21 protein-coding genes are annotated in these 26,633 nt (G+C 62.3%); 16 read left to right on the forward strand and 5 right to left on the reverse strand.

Translation table 11 applies throughout. From position 1 onward, the window contains the following. Positions 1-6: 6 nt before the first annotated feature. Together C4S68_RS06510 and bglX are read left to right on the forward strand one after the other, a co-directional pair. Positions 7-2,262: a transferrin receptor-like dimerization domain-containing protein gene (locus C4S68_RS06510; protein ID WP_103932265.1), complete on the forward strand. Its 2,256-nt coding sequence runs from the start codon at positions 7-9 to the stop codon at positions 2,260-2,262. A gap of 263 nt (positions 2,263-2,525) precedes the next feature. Next, complete coding sequence (gene bglX / locus C4S68_RS06515) at positions 2,526-4,835, forward strand: beta-glucosidase BglX (RefSeq protein ID WP_103932266.1); 2,310 nt, start codon at positions 2,526-2,528, stop codon at positions 4,833-4,835. A 165-nt stretch (positions 4,836-5,000) separates the two neighbouring features. Here the strand turns inward: bglX and C4S68_RS06520 are convergent, their stop codons facing one another. Beyond that, positions 5,001-6,704 carry a coagulation factor 5/8 type domain-containing protein gene (locus C4S68_RS06520; RefSeq protein ID WP_146072050.1) on the reverse strand — a complete coding sequence of 568 codons (1,704 nt, stop codon included), beginning with the start codon at positions 6,702-6,704 and terminating at the stop codon, positions 5,001-5,003. 234 nt (positions 6,705-6,938) lie between these two features. Between C4S68_RS06520 and C4S68_RS06525 the strand changes: the two genes are divergently transcribed. Continuing rightward, positions 6,939-7,997, forward strand: coding sequence for a LacI family DNA-binding transcriptional regulator (locus C4S68_RS06525; RefSeq protein WP_235011424.1), 1,059 nt, complete (start codon positions 6,939-6,941; stop codon positions 7,995-7,997). A gap of 5 nt (positions 7,998-8,002) precedes the next feature. Here the strand turns inward: C4S68_RS06525 and C4S68_RS06530 are convergent, their stop codons facing one another. The 3 genes from C4S68_RS06530 to C4S68_RS06540 all read right to left on the reverse strand — a co-directional run bounded on the left by C4S68_RS06530 (position 8,003) and on the right by C4S68_RS06540 (position 12,064). Continuing rightward, the gene (locus C4S68_RS06530; RefSeq protein WP_160115041.1) at positions 8,003-9,187 is read right to left on the reverse strand and encodes an MFS transporter; all 1,185 of its coding nucleotides are present in this window, start codon (positions 9,185-9,187) and stop codon (positions 8,003-8,005) included. A 269-nt stretch (positions 9,188-9,456) separates the two neighbouring features. Continuing rightward, positions 9,457-11,046 carry a permease gene (locus tag C4S68_RS06535; RefSeq protein WP_103932269.1) on the reverse strand — a complete coding sequence of 530 codons (1,590 nt, stop codon included), beginning with the start codon at positions 11,044-11,046 and terminating at the stop codon, positions 9,457-9,459. Then, positions 11,033-12,064: an aromatic ring-hydroxylating oxygenase subunit alpha gene (locus C4S68_RS06540; protein WP_200821500.1), complete on the reverse strand. Its 1,032-nt coding sequence runs from the start codon at positions 12,062-12,064 to the stop codon at positions 11,033-11,035. The genes C4S68_RS06535 and C4S68_RS06540 overlap by 14 nt, the downstream gene beginning before the upstream one ends. Positions 12,065-12,265: 201 nt before the next feature. Between C4S68_RS06540 and C4S68_RS06545 the strand changes: the two genes are divergently transcribed. The 13 genes from C4S68_RS06545 (at position 12,266) to C4S68_RS06605 (ending at position 25,205) form a co-directional block, all read left to right on the forward strand. Next, complete coding sequence (locus C4S68_RS06545) at positions 12,266-12,637, forward strand: NADH-quinone oxidoreductase subunit A (protein WP_235011425.1); 372 nt, start codon at positions 12,266-12,268, stop codon at positions 12,635-12,637. A gap of 79 nt (positions 12,638-12,716) precedes the next feature. Next, the gene (locus tag C4S68_RS06550; protein ID WP_103932270.1) at positions 12,717-13,400 is read left to right on the forward strand and encodes an NADH-quinone oxidoreductase subunit B; all 684 of its coding nucleotides are present in this window, start codon (positions 12,717-12,719) and stop codon (positions 13,398-13,400) included. A gap of 3 nt (positions 13,401-13,403) precedes the next feature. Then, positions 13,404-14,084, forward strand: coding sequence for an NADH-quinone oxidoreductase subunit C (locus C4S68_RS06555; RefSeq protein ID WP_103932271.1), 681 nt, complete (start codon positions 13,404-13,406; stop codon positions 14,082-14,084). Continuing rightward, positions 14,081-15,235: an NADH-quinone oxidoreductase subunit D gene (locus C4S68_RS06560; protein WP_103932272.1), complete on the forward strand. Its 1,155-nt coding sequence runs from the start codon at positions 14,081-14,083 to the stop codon at positions 15,233-15,235. The genes C4S68_RS06555 and C4S68_RS06560 overlap by 4 nt, the downstream gene beginning before the upstream one ends. Positions 15,236-15,340: 105 nt before the next feature. Continuing rightward, entirely contained in the window at positions 15,341-16,000 is a 660-nt protein-coding gene (locus tag C4S68_RS06565; RefSeq protein WP_103932273.1) for a 4Fe-4S dicluster domain-containing protein, read from the forward strand. A 1-nt stretch (position 16,001) separates the two neighbouring features. Then, positions 16,002-17,192 (forward strand): NADH-quinone oxidoreductase subunit NuoH, encoded by a 1,191-nt coding sequence (gene nuoH / locus C4S68_RS06570; protein ID WP_103932274.1) that lies wholly within the window; start codon positions 16,002-16,004, stop codon positions 17,190-17,192. 4 nt (positions 17,193-17,196) lie between these two features. Further along, entirely contained in the window at positions 17,197-17,736 is a 540-nt protein-coding gene (locus tag C4S68_RS06575) for an NADH-quinone oxidoreductase subunit J family protein (RefSeq protein WP_200821501.1), read from the forward strand. Further along, positions 17,733-18,044 carry an NADH-quinone oxidoreductase subunit NuoK gene (nuoK, locus tag C4S68_RS06580; protein WP_103932275.1) on the forward strand — a complete coding sequence of 104 codons (312 nt, stop codon included), beginning with the start codon at positions 17,733-17,735 and terminating at the stop codon, positions 18,042-18,044. The genes C4S68_RS06575 and nuoK overlap by 4 nt, the downstream gene beginning before the upstream one ends. A gap of 21 nt (positions 18,045-18,065) precedes the next feature. Beyond that, positions 18,066-20,165 (forward strand): NADH-quinone oxidoreductase subunit L, encoded by a 2,100-nt coding sequence (gene nuoL / locus C4S68_RS06585; protein ID WP_103932276.1) that lies wholly within the window; start codon positions 18,066-18,068, stop codon positions 20,163-20,165. Continuing rightward, on the forward strand, positions 20,162-21,718 hold the full coding sequence (locus C4S68_RS06590; protein ID WP_103932277.1) for a complex I subunit 4 family protein: 1,557 nt from the start codon (positions 20,162-20,164) through the stop codon (positions 21,716-21,718). The genes nuoL and C4S68_RS06590 overlap by 4 nt, the downstream gene beginning before the upstream one ends. A 24-nt stretch (positions 21,719-21,742) precedes the next feature. Beyond that, entirely contained in the window at positions 21,743-23,266 is a 1,524-nt protein-coding gene (locus tag C4S68_RS06595; protein WP_103932278.1) for a complex I subunit 4 family protein, read from the forward strand. Beyond that, a complete protein-coding gene (locus C4S68_RS06600) occupies positions 23,263-24,735 on the forward strand; it encodes an NADH-quinone oxidoreductase subunit N (protein WP_103932279.1) in 1,473 nt (490 codons plus the stop codon). The genes C4S68_RS06595 and C4S68_RS06600 overlap by 4 nt, the downstream gene beginning before the upstream one ends. A 158-nt stretch (positions 24,736-24,893) precedes the next feature. Beyond that, positions 24,894-25,205 carry a hypothetical protein gene (locus C4S68_RS06605; protein ID WP_103932280.1) on the forward strand — a complete coding sequence of 104 codons (312 nt, stop codon included), beginning with the start codon at positions 24,894-24,896 and terminating at the stop codon, positions 25,203-25,205. 9 nt (positions 25,206-25,214) lie between these two features. On the opposite strand, the gene C4S68_RS06610 is transcribed toward C4S68_RS06605, so the two are convergent. Further along, positions 25,215-26,534, reverse strand: a complete 1,320-nt coding sequence (locus tag C4S68_RS06610) for an L-fuconate dehydratase (protein WP_103932281.1) — start codon at positions 26,532-26,534, stop codon at positions 25,215-25,217. Positions 26,535-26,633: the final 99 nt, after the last annotated feature.

Below are 26,633 nucleotides of genomic sequence, written 5' to 3' on the forward strand. Positions count from 1 at the left end.
GTTGTTATGCGTAAGTACAGTGCTTTGCTTCTCACGTTGTCCATGGCTTCGTATGCCGTCGGGCCAATGCAGCCTGCTCCCCTTCGCGGATATTCCGCTGAGCATTCGACCTCCGAGGTCGACTGGGAGAAGAAGTTCCGTGCCATTCCCGAGCAGGATCGTCTGCGCGAGAACATGCGTCGCCTCGCCGCGCGCCCGCACCACGTAGGCTCGCCCTATGACAAGGACAATGCCGAGTGGCTGGTCGCTCAGCTGAAGTCCTTCGGCCTCGATGCAAAGATCGAGGAGTTCGAGGCATTGTTCCCGACTCCGAAGTCCCGCAAGCTCGAGTTGCTGGGCGATAAGCCATTCACGGCGAAGCTCGAAGAGCCGACGATCGCTGTCGATCCGACCTCCAATCAGCACGACGAGCAGCTGCCCACTTACAACGCTTATTCCAAGGACGGCGATGTTACTGCCCCGCTGATTTACGTGAACTACGGTGCCCCTGCGGACTACGAGGAGCTCGCGCGGATGGGTATCTCGGTGAAGGGTGCGATCGTGCTGGCGCGTTACGGCCAGACGTGGCGAGGCATCAAGCCGAAGCTCGCGGCTGAGCATGGTGCAGTGGCTTGCCTCATCTTCTCCGACCCGAAGGATGACGGTTATGTGCGCGGTGGCACGTTCCCGGATGGCCCGATGCGTCCTGCCGATGGAGCGCAGCGTGGTTCGGTGATGGACATGCCGGTGTACCCGGGCGATCCGCAGTCGCCGGGTGTTGGTGCGAAAAAAGGCACCACCGGTCTGATCCCGCTCGACAAGGTGCAGACCATCACCAAGGTTCCGGTGATGCCGATCTCGTATGCTGATGCGCTCCCGTTCCTGCAGGCGCTCGGTGGCCAGACGGTTCCCGATGCGTGGCGCGGCGGTCTGCCGATCACATACAGGACCGGCCCGAGCGTAGTGAAGGCGCACTTCGCGGTGTCGTTCAACTGGGATCGCAAGCCGCTCTATGATGTCATCGCGACGATCCCCGGTGCGGCGCATCCCGAGCAGTGGGTGATCCGCGGGAACCACCACGATGGCTGGGTGAATGGTGCGGGCGATCCTATCTCAGGCGCGAGTCCCGAGCTGGAAGAAGCGCGTGGCCTGGGTGAGCTGTTGAAGCAAGGCTGGAGGCCGTCGCGCACCATCATCTACGCATGGTGGGACGGCGAAGAGCCGGCGCTGCTGGGCTCGACGGAGTGGTCCGAGTTCCACGCCAAGGAGCTGAAGGAGCACGCTGTCGCCTATGTGAACTCCGATGGCAACGGCCGTGGCTTCTTCCGCGCGGAAGGTTCCCACTCGCTGGAGAACTTCGTCAATGGCGTGGTGAAGGACGTGGAAGATCCCGAGACGCACATGCCCGTATGGCAACGTGCCTCGCTGGCGGCGCGGGTTCGCTCGGGTCGTGGTGGCGAGGGTGGAGAAGGCGGAGCGGGCGATCGCAACCGTGCAGATACCCGCATCGGTGCGCTCGGTTCCGGCTCCGACTACTCTGGCTTCATCGACCACCTCGGCGTACCCAGCCTGAACATCGGCTACGGTGGCGAGGATGAGGGCGGCGGCCAGTATCACTCCATCTACGACGACTTCTACTGGTACACGCACTTCCAGGACACGGACTTTGCTTATGGCAAGGCCCTCGCGCAGACCGGCGGCACCATGATGATGCGGCTGGCCGACGCGGACGTGATCCCGTACCAGTTCACCGACCAGGCCGAGACCTACAAGGGCTATGTCGGCGAGATTGAGCGGCTTGCAACCACGATGCGCGCGCAGATCAAGGAGCGTAACGAGAACATCGCGATGGGCGCCTACACGGCGGCGGCGGATCCGAAGAAGATCAGCGTTCCTCCGCCGGTCGACGTGGTTCCGCCGTACTTCAACTTCGCTCCGCTGGACCAGGCGTCGGATGATCTGACGGCTGCCGCGGCCGCCTACGAGAAGGCCTTTACGGCACACGGCGCCACGGCAGGCAACGATGTAAACCTTGAGCTGATCAAGGCTGAGCATGCGTTGACTGACGCTAAGGGCCTGCCGAATCGTCCGTGGTTCGAGAACATGGTCTACGCGCCTGGCTTCTACACCGGCTATGGCGTGAAGACCCTGCCTGCGGTGCGTGAGGCGATCGAGCAGAAGGACTGGCCGATCGTCGATGCGCAGATCGTCCGCACGGCGGCGGCGATCGAACGCGAGGTGGAAATCCTGAAGATCGCGACCGCCGATCTCAACGCGAAGTAGCAGGTACCGGAAACCGTAGGACAGAACAGGTGTTGTCCTCGTGCTTTGGGCGCGTGGGCAGCACCTGTTTTCTTATCATCGAACCTTCAGCAGTTCCTGCGGCACACACCGCGTATCTTTCGATTTTGTTCGAGCTTGAGCGATTATCTCGAGACAACCGATTGTCTAGACAATTTTCGCAACAGTTTTAGTTGACAACCGCCGTACTCGTGTTGCCTCATGGGGAGGCTTTTCGATTCTCCTTTACGGAGTTGCGGCACTTCATGCGCCTTTTTCGCAGCCTCACCCGGGCCGGCTGTAGGCTCGGATCTTCGCATTCGATTCCTCTTGCAACGCTAGCGGTCTGCCTTGTCGTGCCATCGCTGCGCGCACAGGCGCCGCAGGACAGCGACGCGGCGATGCACCGCTTTGTCGCCGGGCTGATGGCGAAGATGACGCTTGCGGAGAAGATCGGGCAGATGTCGCAGATCGCGCGGCATGCTCCGCCGGTGATCTCGCATGAAGAGAGCGTCCGCAGGGAGCAGGTGGGGTCGTTCCTGTTCATGCGCGATCCGCAGGAGATCGATCGGCTGCAGCACATTGCTGTCGAGGAGACGCGGCTGCATATCCCGCTGGTCTTTGGCTTCGATGTGGTGCATGGCTATCGAACGATCTACCCGATTCCGCTGGCGATGGCCGCCTCATGGGATCCGTCCGTCGCCGAAATGGCGCAACATATGGCGGCTCGCGAGGCGAGCGCGGTGGGCGTGCGCTTCGCCTTCGGGCCCATGGTGGACATCGCGCGCGATGCCCGCTGGGGTCGCATCATGGAGGGCGCCGGCGAAGATCCGTACCTGGGTTCGAAGATGGCCGCCGCAGAGGTGATCGGCTTTCAGGGGAAGAAGCTTGGCGCTCCGGACAGCATTATGGCGAGCGTGAAGCATTTTGCAGGGTACGGTGCGACATCCGGTGGCCGCGATTACGACGAGTCGGAGATCAGCGATAACCTTTTGTGGAACCTCTACCTGCCGCCATTTCATGCCGCAGAGCAGGCAGGCGCGGAGACCTTCATGGCGGCATACATGAACCTCAACGGAGTTCCCGCCAGTGCCAATGCCTGGTTGTTGAACGATGTATTGCGCAAGCAGTGGGGCTTCAAGGGTTTTGTCGTCAGCGACTGGGAGACGGTACCGAATCTGGTCACGCACGGTTACGCCGCCGACGCCGCCGATGCAGCCGCACGTGCGGTGAATGCAGGCGTCGACATGGAGATGACATCGCACGACTACCTCAACTACCTCGAGGCCGACGTGAAGTCTGGCAAGGTGAGTGCGGCTACGATCGACACTGCCGTTCGCCGCATCCTCGAAGCGAAGTACAAGCTGGGGCTCTTCCAGCATCCCTATGCACCGGAAGGTGCTGCGGAGCGAGAGCTGGTGTCGCCAGAGCAACGTCATGCGGCGAAGCTCGCGGCTGAGCGCACGGCTGTTCTCCTGCGTAATGAGAATGGCGCCCTGCCGCTGAAGCGCGATGTCAGGTCTATCGCGGTCGTTGGTGCGCTGGCGGATTCGAAGGCCGACACCATGGGCTCATGGAGTCTCGCCGGTCACTACGACGACACGGTGACGATTCTCGAAGGCCTTAGAGCGAAGGTTGGTAGCAGCGTTGAGGTGCGCTTCGCCAGAGGCGTGGAACTGGAGCGCGGCAATGATTCCATCTTCGATCCGCAGTTTGCGAGCCCCAAGCCGACGTTGATCACGCAGCAGCAGAAGGACGCGGCCTTCGCGGAGGCGATCTCCACCATCAAGCGTAGTGATGTTGCCGTGCTGGTAATGGGCGAGTTGCAGAGCATGAATGGCGAGCGCGCCTCGCGTGAGTCACTGGATTTGCCGGGTGACCAGGAGCGACTGCTCGAAGCTGCGGTAGCCACCGGCAAGCCGGTGGTGCTGGTGTTGCTGGCGGGCCGGCCGTTGACGATCCCATGGGCTTCGCAGCATGTGCCCGCGATTCTGGATGCATGGTATCCGGGAACCGAGGGTGGCAACGCGGTGGCAGACCTGCTGTTCGGCGATGCGAATCCCGGAGGTAAGCTTCCTGTGACCTGGCCACGCAGTGTGGGACAGGAGCCGCTGTACTACAACCCCACGCTGAGCCAGATTCCCAATGACCGCGACACCATGTACTGGGATGGATCGAACGCTCCGTTGTATCCGTTTGGCTATGGTCTGAGTTACTCGAAGATAACTGTAGGTGGGCTGAAGTTATCGGATGAGTATCTGCATGCTGGAGGCTCACTGAAGGCCACGGTGACGCTGCACAACGAGAGCGGTGTTGCAGGAGACCAGGTTGTACAGCTTTACGTGCATCAGCGCGCAGGCCTGTCGGCGAGGCCGGTGCGGGAGCTCAAGGGCTTTGAGCGTGTGACGTTGCAGCCCGGTGAGACGCGAGCTGTGACGATTCCCGTCAATGCCGCGGATCTCCGCTACTGGAGCGCCTCGGATCATGGGTGGCACGAGGGAACCGGCACGTTCGATGTGTGGGTGGGCGACTCCTCAGTGGCTACGGAGCACGCTACGTTCGAGGAGAAACCGTAAGGCGAGCTCTTAGCCCTTCGTTCTTGGTTGTCGGCGGAATGCGGTGAGTGACGCATCTCACGATCGGCCCTCTGTACCTTGCGCCACACTCCGGCGACTCGCAAGCTAAGAACTAACAACGAAGAACGAACGACAAAGAGCTTTACCACTCTGAGCATCGCTGCTTCATTGCGCAGTCGGAAACTCTGTCAGCTTCGGATCGATTCGCCCTGGAGCACACTTGGTAGGCTCACCGGTGTCATCGATGATGTGACGGAGACCGCCGTTGGTCAGCAGGCATACAGTCACCATGTCATGGAAGCGCACGCCCGGCGTCTTTGGCACCTCGAAGGCATGGGTGAGGAAGACATCGGGGTTGTGAAAGACGCTGTACACGCCCACGCCCCACGCCTCGTGTTGTTTCACTGCATCCGCAACCTTATACGCTGCCCAGCCCTCCACCCCGGAAGCGCTGGTGTACGCCGCCTGAGTCGGTGGGTCGTAAGGGATCTCCGACTGGTAGAAGTAGGTGCGGCCACGCTCACCGTTCCACTGGACCTGGAAGCGCTGGTGATGCTCGACGAAGAGACCGTAGACGGTCACGTCGTCGCCGTTCACGAGCAGACCGGTATTGCTGAGGTTCTGCGTCCAGCCAACGCCTTTACCGTGATCGGCGCGCCAGATCCAGGTGTGATCGATGATAGTGCCGTGGCTGTTGATCTCGAGGTTGACGTCGGCGCTGCCTGCCCCGGCGCCGCCAACACGGAAGAAGACATCATGCAGCGCAATCGGATGGTCGCCGTGTTGGCCGTTGCTGTTCCTCGGGCCGACCTGCACAAGAACAGGGGACTGCTGCAGGCCTGCATCGATGAGCAGGCCTGCGATGTCGATGCCATCAACATCGGCGGTCTCGATGGCAGCGGTTCCGTGCGTTGGCTTCAGCGTGGCAAAGCCGAGGCCGAGGACGACGGTGTTCGGATGCATGACGCGCAGTGGTTCGGTGAGCTCATAGTTGCCGGGGGTGAGCAGCAGACTCTTTCCGGCAGCGAGCTGAGCGTTCATCGAAGCTGCGCTGTCGTGGTCGGAGCTCGCGATGTAGACGTCGGAGAACGGTATGCTGCGAGCTGACGCGGTGTTCCGGTGGTACCAGCTGGTACCGATCGTGTTCTTTGCGAGCGACGGCACGACGATCCGCCAGTGCATGGCATCGTCGGCCACGAGATAGGGCTTCTCGAGCTCGAGCGGCGTGCGGTCAACGCGCGTAAAGGCCGGGTTGGGCCAATCGCCGCGTGGCGCCTGCATTGCTCCCACGAAGACCATGTTCCAGTTTGAGCCCGTCCAGCTCTTCCACTCGGTGTTGCGTGAGATCCATTGCTGCTGCGGGCCAGAGTCGACCCGGCCATCCACAACGGTGTCTGAGATCCAGCCGCCGGAGGCCCAGCCCTGGTGCACATGCAGCGTGAGTGAGCCCATCACGTGCAGGCGTCGCATGGGCGCTGCCTGGGAGACCGCCCACTCCATGAGGTCATTGGAGGGCGTGACGGCGAGATTTTCGATGGAGCGCCAGAATGTCGTCGTGGCGTTGTTGTCGCGGCTTGCGGGTTCCGCGTAGATGTCCCCAGTCAGGTGGGTCGCGTCAGGGGTCGCACCGAGACCGGCGACCTCGGTGTAGAAGCCGACGGGGAGGTTCAGGTGGTAGTCCCCGGGAAGGAAGAAGATGGCATGCCGCTCTGCGCCGAACTCGTTATGGCGCTCGAGGGCATAGGTTTCGTCGACCTTCTTCTGCATCTCGGCGCGTGGCGTCGCAGGAGAGAAAATGGTGACGTTGGGGCCGAGATCCGGGGTCTGGGCCTGGGCGGCAAACGCCAGGCCAAAGACAGACAAGGACAACCTGACTTTCATTGCGGACAACGATATCTCACGAAACAAGCGTTTGTCTCGAGATTTCGAGGGCAGGGGATACAGAGTATTTGTCTTGACGAATCCTGCGGTCCTTTCGGACTGTCCCTCGAGGTGCACGCTTTTGCAACGCCTGAAGGCGTCGCGACATATGCCTATCGTGGGTGTTCGCGGAATAAGACAGCTTGGAGCGGGGTTTTCGCTTGGACTAGACTGACAGCGTCCATGCCTCGCAAACCCGCTGCAGAAGCCAAACCCGGCGAAGCCAACCGGCCCGTAAGTCTCAAGATGCTCGCCGAGTATCTGGATCTGAGTCCTGCGACCGTCTCCTTCGTACTGAACAACGCCCCCAACCGCTCCATTCCGGAGCGCACGCGAGAACGAGTGCGTGAGGCGGCGAAGAAGTTCGGCTACAAGCCGAGCCACATTGCCCGCTCGCTGCAGGGTAGCCGCACCTTCACCATCGGGCTGCTTCTGCCGGAGATCGGCAACGGCTACCACTCGCAGGTTCTGGAGGGCGCGGCCGATGTGCTGATGAAGAACGGCTACTTCTTTCTCACGGCGCATCATCGGCACAAGGTGGACCTGGTGGACGAGTATCCGGGACTGCTGATCTCGCGCGGTACTGAGGGGCTGCTGTTCATCGATACGCATCTGGATAAGCCTCCCTCGTGCCCGGCGGTGACGATCGCAGCGCACGCTCCGTTGGCGGGCGTGGCGAACGTGGTGCTGGATCACGAGCGTGGCGCGGAGCTTGCCTTGGGCCACCTGTATCGGCTCGGGCATCGGCGGATTGTGTACATGCGGGGCCAGGAGTTCAGCTCGGACTCGCGTGCGCGGTGGGAGGCGACGCTGCACGTCGCACGCTCGCTGGGGCTGACGATTGCGCCGGAGCTGGTCATGAGTCTGGATCGCGACAGCCACTCGCCGGAGCTGGGCTACGAGCGCATGCAGCAGCTGCTGATGCGCCGGAAGGACTTCACCGCTGTGCTGTGCTTCAACGACGTTGCGGCCTTTGGCGTGATTCGTGCGCTGGCCGATGCGGGCCTTCGCGTTCCGGACGACGTCTCGGTCGTGGGATTCGACGACATCCTCGCGGCGGAGTTCTACACGCCGCGCCTGACGACAATCCGGCAGCCGCTGCAGCAGATGGGAGCAGCAGCGGCGTCTCTTCTGCTGGAGAAGATCAAGGGGACGAAGACCGCGGAGCTCACGCGCATCGAGCCGGAGCTGATCGAGCGCGAGTCTACGGCGAAGGCTTCTGCCGCGAAGAAGAAGACGTAGCCGGCTTAGCCTGGGGAGAGATTTCGCGGCGGTGCAAGGAGTGCCGTCGCGGCTGCGCCGAGGAGCATCACGCAGCCGCCCGCCAGGGAGACGTAAAGGCCGCGTGTGAGAGAGTGCGTCGCGTTGGAAACGATGCCTGTGAGCAACGGCAGGGCAGACGAGCCGCAGCCTGCGACCAGGAACGCGAGATTGCCGCGCTCGCCGTGCTCCAACCACATGGCCAGCGCCAACGGATAGACAGGGCCCAGCGCAAAGCCGGCGACCAAGGCGCTCAAGGACATGCTCCAACCGGTGTGGACCACGAGGATCGCGCCGATGGCTGCGCTGAGCAGCGCGGGTGCGGTCGCCAGGACGCGCTTTTCTCCGAGCGCAGCGACCCGCGGGAAGGAGTGCACCAGCCTTCCCAGCAGCAGCCCGAGCCAAAGGCAGGTGATCGTGTCCAGTGTTCCGTTTGATGCGAGGCCGGAGCGGCGGCTGTAGGTGGTGAGCCAGCCGCCGAGGCTGCTCTCGACGCCGGTGGACATGGGGATCACGACGAGCAGCGCGATGCCGGTCCAGGCTGCTTGGCGGACAAGCCGAGCGTGGCTTTCTGTCGATCTCACTGGCGCAAGGGCCACGTCAGTCGCCAGATCCGTTTGAATCACGGGTGCGGAGGCGTTGACTTCCTGCAACACCAGAGTGGCCGCGGTGGCGAAGATCGTGAAGACCACGCCGCTGGCAACGAGCATCGCGTTAAGGCCCCAGTGGGCGCCTCCGCGCAGCAGGATGGACGGGGCAAAGCAGGCGCCTACCGACCAGATGAGGTTGAGCCGTGAAAGCTCCGCGGAACGGGTGGCCGCATGTTGGCGCGACTGCATGAGGCTGATCGCTGTCATGGCCGCGCCCATGCCGCCGCCCATGAGGGTGATCGCGGCAAAGGCTCCGGAAGCCGAGGCCACGCGCAGGCCGAAGAGGCCAATACCCATTGCGAGAAATCCGAGGGAGACAGCGCGGGGGAGTTTGCCACGCGCTATGACCGCTCCCACGCTGGAGCTAACGAAGGACAGGAACAGCAGGATGCCGGCCTGCCGGTCGTTGAAGGACCAGCGGGCGAGCAGCTGGGGCAGCACGGTCCCCGGGAGGACCACGCCAAAGGCGGTCGCTGCAAACAAGACGTAGTTCAGGCCTTCAGTCGGACGATGGTTCGGCACGCGAAAGCGAGTGTACCGCGGCACGTGGGTGACGTGCCGGGACGACGGCAGGCTGCTCCAGGAAGGCGCTGGCAGAACTGACTAGGAATCCTTCTTTTCGCCACGTGGAGGGTCCTGCAGGCTGGAGCGAGTTGGGGCGAGCCCCCGATAAGACGTTGCAGCAGAGTGACCTGCCTTCAAATTGCGCCTGCGCTCCTCGACTGGCGGGACATGCTCATGTCGGCAATTCGGGGCTCGCCTGGAAGTTCCAGCCAGCCAGGCTCGCGCCGTTACTCTGCGAGCGGAGACGCGTCGCTCGGCTGGATCGAGTGTCGCGACCACCATGCGCATGCGAGCAAGACGACGGCCCCTGCGGCGTAGCTGAACGCGAAGGTCGGAGCGGCATTCCAGGCGATATGGCTCTCCACGCCTTCGGGCGTGAGGGTGTAGGCGTGGATCACGCCAAAGCCCGCCAGCAGCGCAGCGATGGCGAGCCAGCCAGCGGCTGCGACGAATCGCCGCGAGACGATCAGCGCCAGGGCTGCGGCCCACAGCATTGAGGTCAACAACGAGCCCTGGCCGAGCGCGATCAATCCGCCGAGGGCGAGGTCGCTACCCGGGACGTCGAACTTTGGCGCGAGGGCAAAGAGCGAAGAGCCAGCCTTGCGCGCGATGGTATCCGCCAGGGTGGTAGCCCATTGTGCCAGCGCCGGGATGAGACCCATGGCGACCGCGACGGTCTGCTGGCGGGGCACGGTCGAGAACGCCTGCCCCACCGTGATGAGGCCAAACCAGACGATCACCGGTGCGGTGACCTCGAGTGGGACGAAGTGCAACACCCACGGCAGCACGCCGGTCGTGCATAGAACCAACGTGACAATGCCGTTGAGCGCGGAGTATCCGGAGCGTGCGCCGTTGGCCTTGTGCGCGGCGTGGCCGAGGTAGATGGTCGTGGGAAAGGGGCTGCCGAGCAGGGCGGCGGCCAGGGTGCCGAGGCCATTCATGGCAAGCGAGGGCATCGTCGCGTAGTCGTCGCCTTCCAATTTGATGCTCTCGAGGATCATCAGGGAACCGAGCGTGTCGAGGGCCGCGAGTGGCAGGATGACGGCAAGGTAGCTCCACCATCTCCGCTGCAGGAGTAGCGCGAAGACGTTGACTGCGTGAGGCAGGTAGAGTCCGGGAGTCGTTACCGGAGGTGCTGCTGCGTCGTAGAGATGCAGCGCGCGCAACACCGCGACCAGAGAGGCCCCGAGGCCGATGGCGACCATCGCAGGCGGTATCCGAAAGGGCAGCTTCATTCGCGAACCATAGAGGGCGAAGAGCACCAACATGGGCGTCAGCGCGATGGCCGCCTGTTGAAACACACCCAGCACGAAGCCGAGGCAAAGGTAGGCGAGGGCGAGGCCGGCCAGCGGAGCCAGCAGCGCGGCCCGCGGCGTCGAGCGGCGCAGCCGGTCCGTGCCGAAGGCCCCGAGCGTCTGCACGATGCCGCTGATCAAGCTCGCGAAGATGCCTGCATGCCATGCCAGCGTGGCGTCGTGGGTGCGCGCGTAGATTGGCGCCATGATGAGGAAGACGTACGCGAAGATGGTGGGTGTGTTGACGCCGAAGGGGATCGCGGTGACGTCGTCGCGGCCTTCGCGCTCTGCCAGCCGCCGCGCCTGCCAGGCGTAGAAGAGATTACCCGCGAGCACGCTGATCGCAACTCCGGGAAGGATGCGCCCGGTGACGAGGCTCATCGGCAGGCCACAGAGCGGGGCGAGGCCGACGATCAGCAGCAGGTCCGGAAAGCCGGAGAAGAACAGACCGAAGAAGCCGTCGAGGTCCCCGGCGGTGAACCACGGCAGCTGAGTCCCACTGCGCAGCTCACTCCGTGCCATAGGTCATCCCGATCTCGGTGAGCCACTTGCGATACGCAATGGCCATGCGATCGCTGCGGAGGTGGAGCTCGGCCTGGAGATCGAGCGGCAGCAGCTCCGGGTGTTGCGATTCCACGATGGCCTTGTCCTGGTAGGCGACCTTGTCCTGGAAGGAGCGAATCTCCTCTGCAGGAACGTCGTGGCCGTAGTTCATCGCGATGATCATGCGCATCTCGCAGTGCTCGTCGTCGATGGGCACGACCTGCGTGAAGAGGCCGAACCGCCGCGTGCTGGCTGGGGAATCCTCACCGCTAACCTTCTCGAGTCCGGCCGTCAGAGGAGCGCCGACCCAGTAGCGATAGGTGACCAGCGCGGGGACGCCGGTACCGTCGGGATCGGGCTGCCATATGCGGATGGCGGTGGCTTCGGGACCAGCACCGTTCTGGTCCGTCCCGCGCCCGACCTCGTAGTCTTCGATCTCCGTATGCTGCGAATCGCCGAGCAGCTCGGTGTGCACGATGCCGAGGTGCGCGACGTCGAGGAAGTTCTCGATGAGCCGCGGTCCCAGCGCGCGGAAGCGGTACGGTCCTGCGGCTACGAGGCGGAAGTCTGGATCGTCTCCCATGCCGAAGTGCGGGACGCCGGCGCCCGGCTGCCCGAGGCAGACCCAGATCGCGCCGTAACGCTCGCGGGTGTGGAAGGTCTGCGCCCGCGCCTTGATGGGCGGAGGCAGGTGCGGTTGTGCCGGGATCTTTACGCACGCGCCGGAGCGGTCGTACTCCCACCCGTGGTAGGGGCAGACCACGCAGTCCTGTCTCACACTGCCCAGGGACAGCTTCGCACCGCGGTGGATGCAAAGATCCTGCCACGCGTGGATGCTGCCGTCATCGGCGCGCCAGAGCACGACATCGCGCGCGAGCAGGACGCGGGGCAGGAGCTGGCCGCGAGCCACTTCCTCCGACCATGCGAGTGCGAACCACTGCTGATGCAGCAGAGGGTCCTTGATTCCGGATGCGGGCCCGATCGGGACTGAAGACACTTTGCCTCTCCGCGAGGACAAATGTCCGCGCTGCAACTGCTTCCATGCCTGCCTGCTGCTCGATGGCCCGATTGTAGCGCCACAGGTAGGTGTTGCCTCCACTTCAACCTGAACGAACAGCTGTGCGCCGCATCACTTTCTATTCCCAGCTCCGTCGAGGAATCTGGTACGGTGTTGTCGTCGTAGCGAGAGGCTTTCCTAGTGTTCGCTGGTCCTTACTTACCGATCGTTGTGTTGCTGGCTGGAGGCCTCGGCTTCGCGCTTGGACCGCTGGCGATGGCGTGGCTGTGGGCCCGCCTGTATTCGCCGAACAAGCCGGGCCAGGAAAAGAACGCCATCTACGAATGCGGCCTGGAAACCCACGGTGATGCCTGGGTGCAGTTCAAGCCGGGCTACTACCTTTACGCAATCATCTTCCTCGTCTTCGATGTTGAAGTCGTCTTCTTGTTGCCCTTCGCTACAGCCTTTACACGGCTGGGTGCAGGCGAGTGCCTTGCCATGTTCGTCTTCATCCTTCTGCTGGTGGAAGGCCTTGCATGGGCCTGGCAAAAGGGCGTTCTTACGTGGTCGTAGTGTTTTGTCGTCGTCATTTGCCACGGCGGTGGGACGCCAGGCGTTGTCTTAACTGCTGCATGAGCAACCGGGATCTTCCATGGATCAAGCACTGAAGCACGAGCTCAGAAGTCAGGGTGTGATTGCCACCACTCTGGAAGAGCTTTACAACTGGGGTCGTCGAAGCTCGATCTGGCCTTTGAACTTCGGCCTGGCGTGCTGCGCGATCGAGATGATCGCGACCACGATGGCGCGTTATGACCTCGCACGTTTCGGCGCGGAGGTCTTCCGGCCCTCGCCGCGCCAGGCTGACCTGATGATCGTCGCGGGCACGATTACGAAGAAGATGGCGCCGCAGGTCGTACGCCTCTACAATCAAATGCCCGAACCGAAGTACGTGATCTCGATGGGCGCTTGCGCCATCTCGGGAGGCCCGTTCAAGCAGGGCTACAACGTGTTGAAGGGCATCGACCGCTACATCCCCGTCGACATCTACATTCCCGGCTGCCCCCCGCGGCCCGAAGCTCTCCTCGAAGGCTTCATGGCGCTGCAGCGCAAGATCGACGAGCAGGCGCTGACCGGCGCAGGCCGCGCGCGCCACCTGAATGCTGACCTTCCCAGCGAGTTCGTCGTACCGAAGTTCGGCGAGCATGATCTCGAGCCACCGATGAATCCGACAGTGTGGAATCCGCCGCTGGTGCAGATCGGCGCGGCTCCCAAACCCGCTCCGGCGGTGCATGCAGCGGCCAAGCCCGCGGTACCTCCTGCGACGGGGGGCGCATAAGCGATGACTCTGGAAGCTCTTGCAGCCCTCAAACTCGAGATTGAAAAAAACGTCCCCGGCGCGATCGTCGAGATCATTACGAACCCCAGCGTTTCAGCGCAGCACTCGCTCCTGATCGACAACGCCCATGGGCTTGCGGTGGCGATGTTCCTGCGCGATGCGCCGGAGCTCAAGCTCGATTACTGCTCCAACGTGACCGGCATCGACTGGCCGTCGCGGGAGATGACCGAGAAGACGAAGGTCAAGAAGATGGTCGAAGGGCCCGATGGGCCTGTGGAGAAGCTGGTCGACGAGGTTCGCAAGTGGACCACCCCAGCGTACCTCGAGGTCGTCTATCACCTCTACTCCATGACCCTGGGCACAGGCCCCGTGATCCTGCGACTCCGCACCGGCGACCGTGGTGAGAACGTGCAGGTGCCTTCGTTTTACTCGGTGTGGCGTTCGTGCGATCTGCAGGAGCGTGAGGTTTATGACCTCTACGGCGTGATCTTCGAAGGCCATCCTGATCTGCGTCGGCTGCTGATGTGGGACGAGTTCACCGATTGGCCGATGCGTCGTGACTATGTCGACCCGGACGACTATGAGTACGAACCCACCGCGCATGACGAAGTGCTGACGCGCGCGAAGGCGCATTATCCGGCAGCGGCGCCCGCAGAGTCCGGACCGGCGGAGGATAACGCATGAGCGCGACCGCAACGCTACCGCCCGCCGCGATGCTGCTCGATTCTGAAGAGGGATCACAGTACCTCGAAATTTCGATGGGGCCGCATCATCCCTCCACGCATGGCGTCTTCCGCATGAACGTGGTGCTGGATGGCGAGACCGTCATCAAGCTGAAGCCCGTCTTCGGGTACCTGCATCGCAATCATGAAAAGATCGCCGAGAACGAGACGTACCTCGGCTCCATGCCGTATACCGATCGGCTCGATTACTTCTGCTCGCTGACCAACAACTGGGGCTATGCCCTCGCGGTTGAAAAGCTTGCGGGGATCGAGGTGCCGGAGCGTGCGGAGTATATCCGTGTCATCACGGCTGAGCTCACGCGCCTGCAGAACCACGCCTCGCTGGTTGGCTTCCTGATGCAGGATATGGGCGCCAGCGGCACGCCGCTGATGTACGCCTTTCGCGAGCGCGAGAAGATCCTTGACCTCTTCGAAGCGCTGACTGGCGCACGCATGATGTGCAACTACATGCGCTTTGGCGGCTGCCGCTGCGATCTTCCCGCTGGCTGGTTGGATTGGGCGAAGAAGGTCGTTGCCTCGTTCCCGAAGTTCCTTGACGAGTTCGAAACGCTGCTGGTCGGCAACGAGATCATCATGGCCCGCACGCAGGGCGTTGGCGTGCTTTCGCGAGAGCTAGCAATAAGCGCCGGTATCACCGGGCCGATGCTGCGTGCTTCCGGTGTGAACTACGATCTGCGCAAGGTCGACAAGTACGGCATCTATGACCGCTTCAGCTTCCGCGTTCCGCTCGGCGATCACGGTGATGTGTATGACCGTTACATGATGCGTCTGCTCGAGATGCGAGAGAGCCTGAAGATCCTTGAGCAGGCGATGAAGGACATTCCGGAAGGTCCGTTCACGGACCCCAAGACGAAGGTTCGCAACTTCCGTCCCAAGCCCGGCGAAGCCTACGGCCGCATCGAAGCGCCGAAGGGCGAGCTTGGGTATTACCTCATCAGCGATGGTTCGCCGAACCCGTACCGTTATCGCGTGCGGCCGCCGAGCCTCATCAACCTCACCGTGCTCGAGGACATGTGCCTCGGCAGAAATGTGGCCGACGTGGTGATCACGCTGGGCTCAGTCGACATCGTGTTGGGCGAGGTCGATCGCTAGTAACAACGCGCTTCGCTGTGGGCGGAGTCGCGCTACAGAGTTTGGCTTTGAATGATTGTGCGTCCGCGCGCTGAAGCGTGCGATCGACGCAAGGGGACAGGTCGTATGGTCGGTTCAGGAATTCTGAAGGGTCTGGCGGAGACAGCCCGCAACTTCGTGGGCAGCTATGCCAGTGAAGAGCGGATGACGACCGTCGAGTATCCAGAGGAGAAGCTGCCACGCATTGAGGCCAGCCGCAACTTCCCCTTCCTCGTATTCGATGGCGATGACTGGCACGCAGGTATGCGCTGCGTCTCCTGCCAGATCTGCGAAAAGGAATGCCCGCCGAAGTGCATCTACATCGAGAAGAGCACCGATAAGAAGCCGGACGCCGTGGGCAAGCTGCAGAACTATCCGGCGCGCTTCGATATCGATATCTCGGTCTGCATGAGCTGCCAGATCTGCGTCGAGGTCTGCCCCTTCGACGCGATCAAGATGGACAACGCCTTCGAATACTTCGCTACCGATCGCTTCGGCGATCTTGTACTGGACAAGCAGAAGCTGTCGAGGTCCAACGAGTACTACCACCAGATCCACCCGACCGAAGCCGCGAACGTGGATGCCGAACTCGCTGCGGCGCGCGCGAAGGCCGCACCCAAGCCTGCCGCTCCAGCCGCCGCCGCAGCAGCACCCGCAGTTGCGAAGCCTGCCGCTGCTCCTGAGGTGACGGCCAGCACAGCAAATAAGCCCGCTGCCAACGATCCTGCAAAGGAGAGCAATGGCTAGTATGAACACAGGAATCGTGGAGCAGGCAGACCAGATCTTCGTGGTGCTGAAGGGCGCGGTGGTGTCGCACCTTCCGACCATCCTGCAGCCGCTGGTTTCGGCCATCATCTCGGTCATTGCGGTTGTTGCGGTCTTCGCTGGCCTCTTCGCGCTGACGACAGTCTTCGAGCGTAAAGGCCTCGGCCGCATGCAGAACCGCCTTGGGCCGAATCGCGTTGGCCCCTTCGGTTTCTTTCAGCCTGCCGCCGATGGCATCAAATCGCTGACCAAGGAAGATCTTGTGCCGCGCGCCGCCGACAAGATCGTCCACTTTCTTGCGCCGGTGGTTCTGGTTGCCGCATCATTCCTTGGCTACGCCGTACTGCCTGTCGGGCGCAACATGGTCGTCACCAACCTCGACGCCGGTGTGCTGTACTTCTTCGCTGCGGGTTCGATGGTGGAGCTTGGCGTCTTCATGGCGGGCTGGTCGAGCCACAGCAAATACTCGCTGCTCGGCGCGATGCGGGCCGTCGCGCAGATGATCAGCTACGAAGTGCCTCTGGTGCTGGCCTCGATCTCGGTCATCATGACTGCGGGCTCGCTGTCTACGGTCGATATCGTGGCGAAGCAGGCGCAGTACACCGGCACCATCGCCCACTGGTACGTGTTCACGCCGTGGGGCTTTGCGGGCTTCATCCTCTTCATGATCGCAGCGACAGCCGAGTCGAACCGCTGCCCGTTCGATCTGCCCGAAGGCGAGAGCGAGATCATCGCGGGCTACTTCATCGAGTACTCGGGCTTCAAGTTCGCGCTGTTCTTCGCGGGTGAGTACCTCGGCATGCTCGCCACGAGCGCGCTGGCAATCACGCTCTTCCTCGGCGGTTGGTCCGCACCGTTCTCGTTCCTCGCGTGGGTTCCTTCCTGGATCTGGTTCTTCGCGAAGCTGCTCACGCTCATCTTCTGCTTCATCTGGGTGCGTGGCACGCTGCCTCGCCTGCGCATGGATCAGCTGATGGGTCTGGCCTGGAAGTTCATGCTACCCATGACGATCCTCAACCTTTTCGTAGCTGCAGCATGGCGCTTCGTGCCCGGGGGCCTGCCGGTGCGCTGGTTTGTCTGCGCGGCGATGCTCGTGATTCCGTTCGCGCTGCTTAGCCGCGGCCTGCGCTCTGAGAAGAAGTTGCAGACCAGAACGTATCGGTTCGCGGAGTGATTCGATGACGATCTTATTTCTCATCCTCGCGGTTCTGGCTATCGTTGGCGCTTCGGCAGCCATGGCGTTTCGCAGCGCGGTGCATGCCATCCTCGCACTGGCTCTGGCCTTCGTCAGCCTCGCGATTCTGTACCTTAGCCTCGATGCACAGTTCGTCGGTTTCACGCAGATTATCGTGTACGTCGGCGCCGTCGCGATCCTCGCGGTCTTCGCCATCATGATGACGCGCAGCGACAGCGCCCATCACCACACTGAGGTCTTCTCGAAGAGCTGGCTCACGGGCCTCGTTCTTGCGGGTGGAGTCTTCACGGTGCTTGCATGGGCGGTGCTTGGCGACAAGACACAGCACGCGGCAGCAGACGCTCCTGCCCCGGTGACAACCGTCACCCAGATCGGTGAAGCGCTCATGCAGCGGTATGCCTTCCCGTTGGAGATCATGGGTCTGTTGCTGACGGCGGCGTTGATCGGCGCGGTGGTGCTGGCGATGCCGTTGCTCTCGAACAAGTCCGGAGCCAAGTCAGTAACGAAGGGAGACGCGCGATGACACCGTTGAACGGCTACCTGCTGCTCGCTGCGTTCCTGTTCTCCATCGGCCTGGCCGGGGCGCTCACGCGGCGCAACGCCATCCTGGTGCTCGCGGGCATTGAGCTCATGCTCAACGCCGCCAACCTCAACTTCATCGCCTTCTGGCGCTACGGGACACATCCCGAAGCGCTCACCGGAACGATGTTCGCCATCTTCTCGATCAGCATCGCCGCAGCGGAAGCTGCTGTGGGCCTCGGCCTGATCCTTGCTGTCTATCGCCACTTCAAGACCACCGATCTCGATGAGATCGACTCGCTCAAGGGATAAGCGAGCGGGACCGCACGCACGATGACGAACACACCCTGGATCGTTCGATACCTCTGGCTGATACCCGCGCTGCCGCTGCTGGCAGGCGGGCTCATCGCCCTCGCCAAGCAGCGGCACCGCAGCTTCGCCGCCGCGGCCGCCATCGGCTCCATGGTGGTGGCCTTTCTGCTATCGATAGCAGCCTTCCTCGAGGCGCTGGGACACCCGGACGTGAAGCAGTTCTTCAACGTGCCGTGGTTCCAGGTCGGCAGCGATGTCCTCAAGCTCGGCTGGATGCTGGATCCGCTGACCGCAGTGATGCTGGTGATGGTCACCTTGGTCGGCACGCTGATTTTCATCTACTCTACCGGCTACATGCATGAGGACGAGAACTTCGCGCGGTTCTTCTGCTTCCTCGCGCTCTTCGCCGGCGCCATGCTGGGCGTGGTCCTCTCGAACTCCCTGCTGCTGCTCTTCATGTGCTGGGAGATCATGGGCCTCACGTCGTACCTGCTCATCGGCTTCTGGTTCTTCAAGCCGAGCGCAGCGGCCGCCGCGAAGAAGGCCTTCCTGGTCACCCGCATCGGTGACCTCGGCTTCTTCCTTGGTATGTCCTGGCTCTACGCCCACACCGGCACGCTGCTCTTCTACGATGGCGGCGCCGGCTGCCTCGAGCACTCTGCGATCGCTTCGCTGGTCGCACACACCACCGCTTTCGGTTGGCCGCTGGCGACGATGATCACCCTGCTGTTGTTTTGCGGTGCCGTGGGCAAGAGCGGACAGCTTCCGCTGCATGTATGGCTCCCTGATGCGATGGAAGGCCCCACGCCGGTCTCCGCGCTCATTCATGCGGCAACGATGGTGGCTGCGGGTGTCTTCCTGATGGCCAGGATCTACCCCATCGCCAGCGCGCATGCGTTGCCCATGCCGGAACTTACACCGACGCTCGCGCTCGAAGTGGTCACCTGGGCCGGTGCGCTGACGGCAGTCTTCGGTTCACTATGTGCGGTGGCACAGTTTGATGTGAAGCGCATCCTAGCCTATTCGACGGTTGCGCAGCTCGGCTACATGATGATGGGTATTGGCGTCGGCGGTGTTTCCGTTGGCATGTTCCACCTCATCACGCATGCGTTCTTCAAAGCGCTCTTGTTCCTCGGAGCGGGCTCGGTGATTCATGGTTGTGACGGCGAGCAGGACATCCGCAAGATGGGCGGCCTGCGTGGGTACATGAAGATCACGTTCTACGCCTATGCCGCGGGCACGCTGGCGCTTTGTGGTTTCCCGCTGTTCTCGGGGTTCTGGTCGAAGGATGAGATTCTCGGCGCGGCCTTCGTCTGGAGCATCTCGCGCATCCCGTTCTACCTCGGCGCCTTCGGTGCGCTGCTCACTGCCTTCTATATGACGCGGCAGATCGCATACGTCTTCGCCGGGCCGCTGCGGCTCTCGCAGTCAGAGATGGCGGTTGCAATCCACGCAACGCATCACGATGGCGCGGACCACAAGCGTCATCCGCATGAGAGCCCGCTGGTGATGATCGTCCCGCTGATCCTGCTGGCGTTCTTCGCGGTGTTCCTCGGCTTCGCTGGCACGGCGGCATGGCCCTGGTTCCAGAGCTTCCTCGATGGCGGTTCCGCGACTTTGAGCTTTGCGGCTTTCACGCATGCGCTTCCGCTGATGCTGGTTTCGATTGCGCTGGTCTTCCTCGGCATCGGGATTGGCTGGGCGATCTATCATCGCCGCCGCATCACGGTGGCTGCCGAGGCCGATCGTCTGCAGCAGGCACAGCCTCAACTCTTCGCATTGCTTCAGAACGCCTTCTACATCGAACCGTTCTATCGAGCGACGCTGGTTAAGCTCAGTGACTTCCTCGCCGTGCTGGCCGATCTCTTCGATCGGTTCCTTTGGGGCGGCCTCGTGAAGGTGGTCTCCATGATCACGGTGGGGATAGCACACCTGGATAGCTTCATCGATTCGAACGGCATCAACGCTGGCTTCGACGAGGGCTGCGAGGTGGTCTCCTCGGGAGGTAAGCTTGGCTCGATGCTGGAGGCTGGCAGGGTGCAAGGCTATCTTCGCGCTATTGGCGCAGCGTTGATCGTGCTAGGCGCATTCCTGCTGTGGACGATTGGGAGGCGCGCATGAACACCTCCTTCCCCTGGCTCAGCTTCTTCACGGCAATCCCTGTAATCGGCGCGATCATTACGCTGCTCGCAGGCCGACGCAGGAACTCCGCGCGTTGGATCGCAGTGGTCTTCGGCGCGATCTCCCTTGTCGGCGTCCTGTGCCTCTGGCACGGCTTCGACGCGAGTTCGGGCGCGCTACAGTTTGAAGAGCGCCACGTCTGGGTACCGGTGCTGAACATCGAGTATCGTCTCGCCATTGATGGTCTTGGCCTGCTGATGCTGTTGCTTAGCGCCATTGTGACGCTGCTGGGCATGGGCGCGTCATGGAAGATCTCGGATCGCGTGCCGCTCTACTACGCTCTCGTGCTCCTGCTCGAAGCTTGTCTCTTCGGCGCGTTCACGGCGCTGAACTTCGTGCACTGGTTCACGTTCTGGGAGCTCAGCCTCGTTCCAGCGTTCTTCCTCATCAAGCTTTGGGGTGGCACGCGTCGCTCCACCGCAGCGACACAGTTCCTCGTGTACACGATGGTGGGAAGCGTCGCCATGTTGCTCACCTTCCTGGCGCTCTATCTCGGAACAGGGCAGTTCGACTTCACGGCACTCGCGCAACTGGCACAGTCCGGCTCGTTGATGCCGCAGACCTTTGCTGCGCTGCATATCCAGCACTTCACGCTGCACGGCTTCGGCATGTTGCTTTTCGCTGGAGCCTTCCTCGGCTTCGCGGTGAAGGTGCCCATCATGCCCTTCCACACGTGGTTGCCCGAGGCGTACAGCGAGGCCCCGAGCGGAACGACCGCGCTGCTCACCGGCGCAATGTCGAAGATGGGGCTGTATGGCTTCCTCCGCGTGCTGCTGCCGATCTTCGGCGTGCAGATGCAGAGCGCACACACGCTGCTACTGTGGATGGCCGCGATCACCATCGTCTCGTCGGGCTTCGCGGCGCTCGCGCAGAAGGATCTCAAGCGCATCTTCGCGTACTCGTCGATCAACCATCTCGCGTATTGCCTGCTCGCGATCTTCGCGGTGGCTGGCGCGGGTGGATTGAATCCCGCAAATGTCGCACAGCAGCAGGCTGCACTCAGCGGTGTGTTGTTCCAGATGTTCAACCACGGCCTCACGGCCGCGACGATCTTCTGGTTCATCGCCCTGATCGAGAGCCGCAGTGATGGGCTCCGTGGTCTTAGGGACTTCGGCGGTCTGCGCAAGGTTGCGCCGGTCTTCGCGGGCCTGATGGGCATCGCGTTGTTTTCCTCGCTGGGTCTGCCAGGCCTCAACGGTTTCGTGGGTGAGTTCCTGATCTTCCGCGGCTCATTCCCACTGGCCATCGCCGCCACCTCGGTTGCAGTACTTGGACTGCTGCTGACCGCGATGTTCATCCTCAATGTGATTCAGCACGTCTTTGCCGGGCCGCTTGCACCCCAGTGGTCGAGCTTCCCGGATCTCTCCCGCAACGAGCGCATGGCACTGGCTCCTGCAATCGCTTTGATGTTCCTGCTCGGGCTGGTCCCGCAGCTTATCCTTGGCCCGCTTCACGGCACCATCATCGCGATGGTGCAACAACTGAAGTTTTAGTAAGTCCTCACCGGTCTCGTACGCATGCTCGCCTGGACGATCTACATCTCGATGGGTGCCGCCGCCCTCCTGCTTCTTTTGCCGCGGCGAAGCGCGCAAGCTGCGCGTGTGGTCGCGCTGGCTGCGGCGATCGGCGGCTTCGTGGTCGCTCTGCTGGGCTTTCTCGCGCAACGGCCGGGTGAGACAGTCACCGTTGTCCGGGTGCCGTGGGTCCCAACGCTGGGCATCGAGTACCATCTCGCTGCCGATGGCATCAGTGCGAGCCTCGTATTGCTGACCGGCGTCGTTGCCATCACCGGTGTGCTCTTTAGCTGGAACATCGAAGAACGAGCGAAGGAGTTCTTCGCGTTCTTCCTGCTGCTGATCGGCTCGGTCTACGGCGTCTTCCTGAGCTGGGATCTCTTCCTGCTCTTCGTCTTCTACGAGATCGTCATCATCCCGAAGTACTTCCTCATCACCATCTGGGGAAGCACGCGGAAAGAGTATGGCGCGATGAAGCTGGCGATCTACTCCTTCGTCGGCAGCGCGATGGTGCTCGTCGGATTGATCGCTGCCTATGTCGTCGCCGGGGAGCATTCGCTCTCGCTCGACGTGCTCGCCGGCCACTACTTCCCGCAGCACTTCCAGATGTGGGCGTTCCCGCTGGTCTTTGTGGGCTTCGCGATTCTTGCCGGCCTGTGGCCTTTTCACACCTGGGCCCCCACCGGCCACGTCGCTGCTCCCACTGCGGCTTCCATGCTCCTCGCAGGCGTGGTGATGAAGCTCGGAGCTTATGGCTGCCTGCGCGTTGCTATGACGCTGTTCCCGCTGGGCATGGCTCCGTGGGGCTTCCACTTCCTCGGCTTCGGGTCATGGCGCGATGTCTTCAGCATCCTCGCCGTGATCGGCATCGTATACGGCGCGACCGTGGCGATGGTGCAGAAGGACTTCAAGTTCGTCATTGGCTACTCTTCGGTAAGCCACATGGGCTTCATCACGTTGGGCCTCATGACGCTGAACCTCACCGGCGTCACCGGCGCGGTGATGCAGATGATCTCGCATGGCCTGCTCGCGGGACTGCTCTTCGCCGTCGTGGGCCGCATGGTCTATGCACGCACGCATACACGGGAGTTTTCCAAACTCGGACCGATGCACCTAAACAAGGTGATCCCGTTTGCTGCCGTGACGTTCATCATCGCCGGTATGGCGAGCATGGGCCTGCCAGGGTTCAGCGGTTTTATTGCTGAGATGATGATCCTACTCGGCGCATGGAAGGCGTTCCCGATGCTCGCGGCTTTGACCGGCGTGGGCATTGTGCTCGGTGTGGTGTACGTGTGGCGCGCGATGCAGAAGGCATTCTTTGCGGGTGATTCCCAAGGCGCTACGCAGCCGCCGGGTGAGTATCATGAGCCGATTCCCCCGATCACGCTGCCGGAGAAGCTCGCTGCAGGCATCCTTATCGCCTCAAGCATCTGCGTTGGTGTTTATCCGCAATTTCTGCTGCGCGTCATCCAGCCGGCACTGAACTCACCGCTCTTCGCGGCACTGCACAACGGAGGCTGGCAATGATCGCGACTCCGTTCCTCGACCTGCTGCATCTCGCGTGGCCCGAGCTGTTTCTGGACATCACAGCGCTAGTGGTTGTAGCGCTTGACCTGCTCGTCCTGCGTCGGCGATCTGTAGCCCTGCGCTTCAGCTTTGCCGCGGCCTTTACGGCGCTGGGCTGTGCGATTGCCATCATCGCAATCCTCACGCGCCCGATCGACGGTGGCGTCTTCGGTGGCATCCTTGTGGGGTCGCCGCTGATCAGGACCGTGCAGGTGCTCATCCTGCTGGTCACGATCGCTTGTGCGTTGATCAGCACACGCTCGGACTTCACCGAGCATGTCGGCGAGTTCTTCCTCCTGTTGTTGCTTGCGACCGAAGGCGCCCTCACGCTGGTTGCGACGACGGACCTGCTGGTCATCTTCGTGTCGCTCGAGTTGCTCAGTCTTTCGCTTTACGCAATGGCCGCGGCGGATAAGCGAAGCAAGCGTGCGGCAGAGGCCGGTCTCAAGTATTTCCTCTTCGGCGGCATGTCGGCGGCGTTTCTGCTGTTCGGCTTCAGCCTGCTTTATGGCGCCACGGGCTCGACGAGTTTGCCGGTGATCGCCTCGAGCCTGCATACGCTCACTCCGCTTGTCGCGATCGCCATCGTGATGACGGCCATCGGCTTCGGCTTCAAGGTTGCCGCCGCGCCGCTGCACTTCTGGGCTCCGGATGTCTACCAGAGCGCACCTGCACCAGCAGCAGCGTTCATCGCCTCTGTCTCCAAGATCGCCAGCTTCTTCGTCTTTTTCGAGTTGCTGCACGCCGCACTCGGTCCCGTAGCGGGCAGCGCAGCGTGGGGGCACTTCGGCGCGGGCTGGTCGCCAGTGATCGCTGTGCTCGCGGCATGCTCCATGGTGCTGGGCAACCTGACGGCGCTGGTGCAGACCAGTGTTCGCCGCTTGCTCGCGTATTCCGCAATCGCGCACGCGGGTTACATGCTGGTCGCGATGATCGCGGGCACGCCGGAGAGCCTGGCCGCGCTGCTCTATTACGTCTTCACGTATGCGCTGACGACTGTCGGGATCTTCGCACTCGTCGCCATCGTGGAGCGCAATGTTGGAAGCGACTCGCTGTCGAGCTTCAATGGGCTGGTCCGCCGTGCGCCGTTCCTCGCGATCTGCTTGTTCATCTTCTTCCTATCCCTTGCGGGCATACCGCCGCTCTCTGGCTTCTTCGCGAAGTTCTTCCTGTTCACCGCGGCCCTCGCCTCGCCGGGCGGACTCGGATTGTTGTGGCTTGTCATACTGGCCATCGCGATGAGCGCGGTATCGCTCTTCTACTATCTGCAGGTGCTCAAGAGGGCGTTCGTGACACCAGCAGAGGAAGGCGCGCCGGAGTTCGAGGTCCCATGGTTCACGCAGGCCGTGATCGGCGTGCTGGCACTCCTTACGCTGCTGTTCGGCTGCGCTCCGAATCTGCTGCTGAGCTGGTTCGAGCACATGATGTAAGTGCGCTTGAAGTGGCGCACCAAAGATCGTGAGCCTGCTGTTCCCAACGCTGCGGAGGCTCTGCTAGACTGGGCCGCCTTACAGGTCGCGAGCACCGTGGGACGCTCGCACACCTCATCCGTTCAAGGTTCATCCACTGGAGAGAAGGAGACTCGCGCATGACCTCAGAGCAGCTCAAAGAGATCGTCGAGCAGCGCATGCGGGATCCGCATGTACTGGGTCGCGTTGCCTGCAACCTGCGTAGCAGTGCACCCGTCGAACAGAAGCACCATGACCAGAGCCTGTTCCAGGTGAGCTGGGAAGATTGCGGTGACTTCTGGCGTGCGACCGTGACCGAAGACGGTGGTTCCAGGCTCGCACAGGTCGACGTTCACGAGAATGGCACGACGCGTGTCGATGCGTTTGCACCGGCGCGTGTCACCGTCTCACCGGACGAAGAGCTCCTCTGCATCACGCGGTACCGCGCGTAGTCCGCAACGCTATTTCGCTGCGGACGGCGTGACGTCTTCCTGCCATGCCGCGCCGGCAGGGAACTCGAAGCGTGCGAGGGACTCTGGCTTGATCTGGATGCTGTAGCCGGGTTGCGTGGGCAACAGGTAGTGACCACGCCGAATGCGCACGGGGTCGAGGAAGTGTTCATGTAGATGGTCGACGTACTCGATCACGCGGTCCTCGAGCGAACAGGACACGGCGAGAAAGTCGAACACCGACAGGTGCTGTACGTACTCGCAAAGTCCCACTCCACCTGCGTGAGGGCAGACGGGCACGCCAAACTTCGTCGCCATCAGGATGATGGCGAGGTTCTCGTTGACGCCCGCGACGCGGCAGCTGTCGATCTGGCAGACGTCGATGGAACCGGCTTGCAACAGCTGCTTGAACATCACCGCGTTGTGGCAATGTTCTCCGGTTGCGATGCGGACACCCGTCTCGCGACGGATACGGGCGTGCCCGAGGATGTCGTCGGGGCTCGTGGGCTCTTCCATCCACCACACGTCCACTTCGGCGAGCTGCTTCGTGCGCTCAATGGCTGTCTCGACTCCCCACTTTTGATTGGCATCAACCATCATCCGGTTGCCGGGGCCGATGGCATCCCTCATGATGCGCGCGCGGCGGAGGTCGTCAGCAGGCTCACCACCCACTTTGAGCTTGAAGTGCGTCCAGCCGTCGGCGAGACCTTCCTGGCATAGTCGGCGGATCTTGTCCTCGCTGTAGCCGAACCACCCTGCCGATGTGGTGTACGCGGGGTAGCCGGAGGTTTCGAGCTGCGCCAGACGTTCTGCCTGGCCTTCCTTGCCGCGACGAAGAATGGCAAGCGCCTCCTCCGGCTTCAGGGCATCCGCGATGTAGCGGAAGTCGATAGCTGCGACGATCTGCTCGGGCGTCATGTCCGCCAGCAGCTTCCATACCGGCTTGCCTTCTGCCTTTGCGTAGAGGTCCCATACCGCGTTGATGAGGGCGGCGCAGGCGAGGTGAATGACACCCTTCTCCGGTCCCAACCAGCGGAACTGCGTGTCGCCGGTGATCTCCAGGTAGAAGCCGTTGAGGTCGGAGGTGATCGACTCCAGCGTGCGGCCTTCGACGCGCTGGGCGAGATAGCGGAGCGCCTCGACGCAAAGCTCCGTGCCGCGGCCCAGCGTAAAGGTCAGGCCGTGCCCTTCGAGGCCCGTGTTGGTCTCGAGGATGCAATAGGCCGCCGAGTAATCGGGGTCTTTGTTCACCGCATCGGAGCCAATCTGCTCGCGTGAGGTGGGGAAGCGTAGGTCGAGTACACGGGCGCGCTGAAGAATGATCTGTGGCAAGAGGACGTCCCAGGGGCTGCAAATGGCTACTCCGGTAAATGGGGTAGCTGGCAAAAGAGTCTATGTGTGAAAAACACCTTTCGTCAATGAAAACACAAG

The sequence above is a fragment of the Bryocella elongata genome, from assembly GCF_900108185.1.
Taxonomy (GTDB): Bacteria; Acidobacteriota; Terriglobia; order Terriglobales; family Acidobacteriaceae; genus Granulicella; species Granulicella elongata.

Excerpts from the sequence above, each read along its gene's own strand:
- C4S68_RS06600 (WP_103932279.1), top strand. The coding sequence starts at position 23,263 with ATGATCGCGACTCCGTTCCTCGACCTGCTGCATCTCGCGTGGCCCGAG.
- C4S68_RS06560 (WP_103932272.1), top strand. The coding sequence starts at position 14,081 with ATGAGCGCGACCGCAACGCTACCGCCCGCCGCGATGCTGCTCGATTCT.
- C4S68_RS06590 (WP_103932277.1), top strand. The coding sequence starts at position 20,162 with ATGAACACCTCCTTCCCCTGGCTCAGCTTCTTCACGGCAATCCCTGTA.
- C4S68_RS06525 (WP_235011424.1), top strand. The coding sequence starts at position 6,939 with ATGCCTCGCAAACCCGCTGCAGAAGCCAAACCCGGCGAAGCCAACCGG.
- C4S68_RS06535 (WP_103932269.1), bottom strand. The coding sequence starts at position 11,046 with ATGGCACGGAGTGAGCTGCGCAGTGGGACTCAGCTGCCGTGGTTCACC.
- C4S68_RS06550 (WP_103932270.1), top strand. The coding sequence starts at position 12,717 with ATGGATCAAGCACTGAAGCACGAGCTCAGAAGTCAGGGTGTGATTGCC.
- nuoH (WP_103932274.1), top strand. The coding sequence starts at position 16,002 with ATGAACACAGGAATCGTGGAGCAGGCAGACCAGATCTTCGTGGTGCTG.
- bglX (WP_103932266.1), top strand. The coding sequence starts at position 2,526 with ATGCGCCTTTTTCGCAGCCTCACCCGGGCCGGCTGTAGGCTCGGATCT.
- C4S68_RS06595 (WP_103932278.1), top strand. The coding sequence starts at position 21,743 with ATGCTCGCCTGGACGATCTACATCTCGATGGGTGCCGCCGCCCTCCTG.
- C4S68_RS06510 (WP_103932265.1), top strand. The coding sequence starts at position 7 with ATGCGTAAGTACAGTGCTTTGCTTCTCACGTTGTCCATGGCTTCGTAT.
- nuoL (WP_103932276.1), top strand. The coding sequence starts at position 18,066 with ATGACGAACACACCCTGGATCGTTCGATACCTCTGGCTGATACCCGCG.
- C4S68_RS06605 (WP_103932280.1), top strand. The coding sequence starts at position 24,894 with ATGACCTCAGAGCAGCTCAAAGAGATCGTCGAGCAGCGCATGCGGGAT.
- C4S68_RS06575 (WP_200821501.1), top strand. The coding sequence starts at position 17,197 with ATGACGATCTTATTTCTCATCCTCGCGGTTCTGGCTATCGTTGGCGCT.
- C4S68_RS06565 (WP_103932273.1), top strand. The coding sequence starts at position 15,341 with ATGGTCGGTTCAGGAATTCTGAAGGGTCTGGCGGAGACAGCCCGCAAC.
- C4S68_RS06555 (WP_103932271.1), top strand. The coding sequence starts at position 13,404 with ATGACTCTGGAAGCTCTTGCAGCCCTCAAACTCGAGATTGAAAAAAAC.
- nuoK (WP_103932275.1), top strand. The coding sequence starts at position 17,733 with ATGACACCGTTGAACGGCTACCTGCTGCTCGCTGCGTTCCTGTTCTCC.